The organism is Nocardia farcinica, assembly GCF_029867845.1.
GTDB lineage: Bacteria > Actinomycetota > Actinomycetes > Mycobacteriales > Mycobacteriaceae > Nocardia > Nocardia farcinica_A.
In genome coordinates, this window is sequence record NZ_JARWRU010000324.1 from 1 (window position 1) to 3382 (window position 3382).

Consider the following 3382-nt stretch of genomic DNA (forward strand, 5'->3'; position numbering starts at 1 on the left):
ATGTTCCACGACGAGGAGTTCGACGGCCCGGCACCGGTCGAGCGGGTGCGGGTGTTCGTGCTGAGCACCGATCCCGACGAGGCGGCCGCGCGCCGCCGCATCGCCGTCTTCGGCACCGGCGGGCTCGTCGACGCCGACCTCGTCAACGCCGACCTCGACCTGCTGCGGTCGTCGCTGACCGATCCCGCCGCCCCCGCCGCGCCCACTGCCCCGCCCCCGCCGGGCGCGGAGCCGGGCGACGGCGCGCGGGCAGGCGGCGGCGGTGAACTCGAGCAGCTGGCGGTGCTGGCACTGCGCATCGAGATGGCGGCCGCCTACCTGCGGCTGATCAACGGCCAGCCGCAGGCCGTCTCGCGCAGCGAGTACCCGAGCGGCGGGGACTACCGGGGCGGGGACGATTTCGATCCCACGGATCAGTACGACGGGGGACGTTTCTAGTGCACGAACTCACTGGTGCGCTGCGCTCCTACGCCTGGGGATCGCGCACCGCCATCGCCGAGCTGTGCGGACGGCCGGTGCCGTCGGCGCATCCAGAGGCCGAACTCTGGTTCGGCGCCCATCCCGCCGATCCCGCCTACGTGACCCTGGCCGAGGGCACCACCAAGTCGCTGCTGGATGTGGTGGCCGCCGATCCCGAGCGCGAACTCGGCGCGGCCGCCGGGCAGTTCGGCGACAAGCTGCCGTTCCTGCTGAAGATCCTGGCGGCCGAGGAGCCGCTGTCGTTGCAGGCGCATCCCTCCGCCGAGCAGGCTCGCGCGGGCTTCGCCAAGGAGAACCGCGACGGCGTGCCGTTGGACTCGCCGATGCGCAACTACCGCGACGACAACCACAAGCCGGAACTGGTGGTCGCGCTGGACCGGTTCGAGGCGCTGGCGGGCTTCCGCGAGCCGCTGCGCACGGTCGAGCTCTTCCGCGCCCTCGCGGTGCCCGCGCTGGAGCCCTACGCCGACATGCTGGCCTCGCAGCCGGATTCGCAGGGCCTGCGCGCGCTGTTCACGACCTGGATCACCCTGCCGCATCAGGTGCTCGACACGCTGCTGCCCGCCGTGCTCGACGGCTGCGTGCGGTATCTGTCGGCGCCCGACGCCTCGGCGCCGGGGGCGCGCCCGTTCATCGCCGAGGCGCGCACCGCGCTGGAGCTGGCGGAGAACTACCCGGGCGACGCGGGCGTCCTGGCGGCGCTGCTGCTCAACCGCCTGACCTTGCAGCCCGGCCAGGCGCTGTTCCTCGACGCGGGCAATCTGCACGCCTACCTGCGTGGTGTCGGCGTCGAGCTGATGGCCAACTCCGACAACGTGCTGCGCGGCGGGCTGACCCCCAAGCACGTCGACGTCCCGGAGTTGCTGCGTGTGCTCGACTTCGAGCCGCTGGACCTGCCGATCGTGCTGCCCGAGCCCGCCGGCGACGGCTCGGTCCGCTACCACACGCCGGCGCCGGAGTTCGCGTTGCGCCGATTCGACCTGATCGAGGGGGCCGGACAGGTGCCGTTGACCGATGCGGGCCCAGGCATCGTGCTGTGCACCTCGGGCACCGCCCGGCTGCTGGACGGCGCGACGGAGCTGCTCGTGCCGCGCGGGTCGGCGGCGTGGACCTCCGCCGCCGACACCGGTATCAGGGCGCAGTCGGTGGACGGCCCGGCGCAGCTGTTCTGCGCGACGGTCGGTGAGGGGAACTGACCGACGCGCCGCCGATGCCGCGCGCGGCTGACCGGACTACCGGCGGGCGCGGGTGGCGACCCGCAGCATCTCCAGTGGGTCGGCGGTGATGCCGAACTCGCGCCGCAGGGCGTGCCCGGCCGCGGTGAGCCCGCACATGCCGTGGACGCCGCCGCCGGGCGGGGTGGGCGAGGAGCACAGGTAGACGCCGGGCAGCGGGGTGGCGTAGGGGTTCCAGCGCGGGGCCGGGCGGGCCAGCATCTGCGGGATGGTCATGGCGCCCGCGGAGATGTCGCCGCCGATGTAATTCGCGTTGTGCAGCGGCAATTCGACCGCGGTGCTGGTGTGGTTCGCCAGGATCAGGTCGCGGAAGCCGGGGGCGAAGCGTTCGACCTGGGCGATGACCTGCTCGGTGATGTCGCGGTCGGAGCCGTGCGGGACGTGGGCGTAGGTGTAGAAGGTGTGGCGTCCGGCGGGGGCGCGGGTGTCGTCGACCACGCCCTGCTGGATGGTTAGCACGTAGGGGCGTTCGGCATGCCTGCCCGAGGCGACCGCGCCCTCGGCGGCCATGATCTCGGCGCGGCTGCCCGCCAGGTGCAGGGTGCCCGCCCGCGCGCACTCCGCCGCGGCCCACGGCACCGGGCCGGAGAGCGCGAAATCGACCTTGCAGGCGGCGTTTCCGTACGTGAACCGGCCGAGCTGCCTGGCGTATCCGGCGGGCAGCCGCTCCCCCGCCAGGCGCACCAGCTCCGCGGGCGAGGTGTCGAGCAGCACGACCCTCGTCCGCCCGAGTTCGGCCAGGGTGTCGACCCGGTGGCCGGTGTGCACCCGTCCGCCCAGCCGTTCGAGTTCGGCGATCAGCGCGTCCACGATGGCCTGGCTGCCGCCGCGCGGGATCACCCAGCCCTCCGCGTGGGCGAGGGTGCCGAGCAGCAGCGCGGCCCCGACGGCGGGCACCGCGCGCGGGGAAGTGATGGCGTGCGCCGCGACGCCGCTGAACAGCGCGGGCGCCACGTCGGCGGCGAAACGCGCGTTCCACAGCGGTGAGCCCTGTTCGAGCATCCTGACCCCGAAGCGCACCGCGGTGGGCAGGTCCGGCGGCAGCCCGCGCAGGTCCGACATGGCAAGTCCGACCACCCCCTCCCACTGCCGCACCAGCGGGCCGAACAGCGAACGCCAGGCCTTGCCGTCGGTCCCGAGCCCGGCGGCGGTGCGCTCGAGGTCGCGCCAGGCGACGCCCGCGCGCCCGCCGTCGAGCGGATGGGCGTAGGAGGCCTCCGGCCGCAGCAGTTCCACGCCGTGCGCGGGCAGGTCGAAGGCGCGGAAGAAGGGCGAGGCCACCGCCATCGGATGCGCCCCGGCGCAGATGTCGTGCCGATGGCCCGGCAGCGTCAGCTCCAGCGTGCGGCAGCCACCGCCCGCCGTCGGCTGGGCCTCGAAGACCTCCACCGACAATCCCGCCGCGGCCAGCGTCACCGCCGCCGCCAGACCGTTCGGCCCCGACCCGACCACCGCCACATCAGTCACCCGTCCCACGCTAGGCGCTGGAGCCGGGAGCGGCCACGACGCGAGGTCGGCGGGTCACGCGGGCGGGGCGGGGCGCCCCCCCCCCCGCCCCAGGGGCCCCACGGTCGCCAGTCAGCCCGGCCCGAGTTTGGGGGATAGGCAGCCCCAGCGCCCCCCCCGGGCCCGGGCCGGCCACGGCCCCCCCCCCCCCCCCGGGCGCC

2 protein-coding genes and 1 pseudogene are annotated in these 3382 nt (G+C 74.7%); 2 read left to right on the plus strand and 1 reads right to left on the minus strand.

The genetic code is table 11. The annotated features are described in order from the left end of the window. Positions 1 to 438 (plus strand): annotated as a pseudogene (locus tag QH283_RS06940) (hypothetical protein); the annotation flags it as partial. Beyond that, the gene (manA, locus tag QH283_RS06945; protein ID WP_280502187.1) at positions 438 to 1676 is read left to right on the plus strand and encodes a mannose-6-phosphate isomerase, class I; all 1239 of its coding nucleotides are present in this window, start codon (positions 438 to 440) and stop codon (positions 1674 to 1676) included. The pseudogene QH283_RS06940 and the gene manA, both read left to right, overlap by 1 nt. A gap of 36 nt (positions 1677 to 1712) precedes the next feature. Here the strand turns inward: manA and QH283_RS06950 are convergent, their stop codons facing one another. Next, on the minus strand, positions 1713 to 3182 hold the full coding sequence (locus QH283_RS06950) for a phytoene desaturase family protein (RefSeq protein WP_280502188.1): 1470 nt from the start codon (positions 3180 to 3182) through the stop codon (positions 1713 to 1715). Between the last annotated feature and the right edge of the window lie 200 nt (positions 3183 to 3382).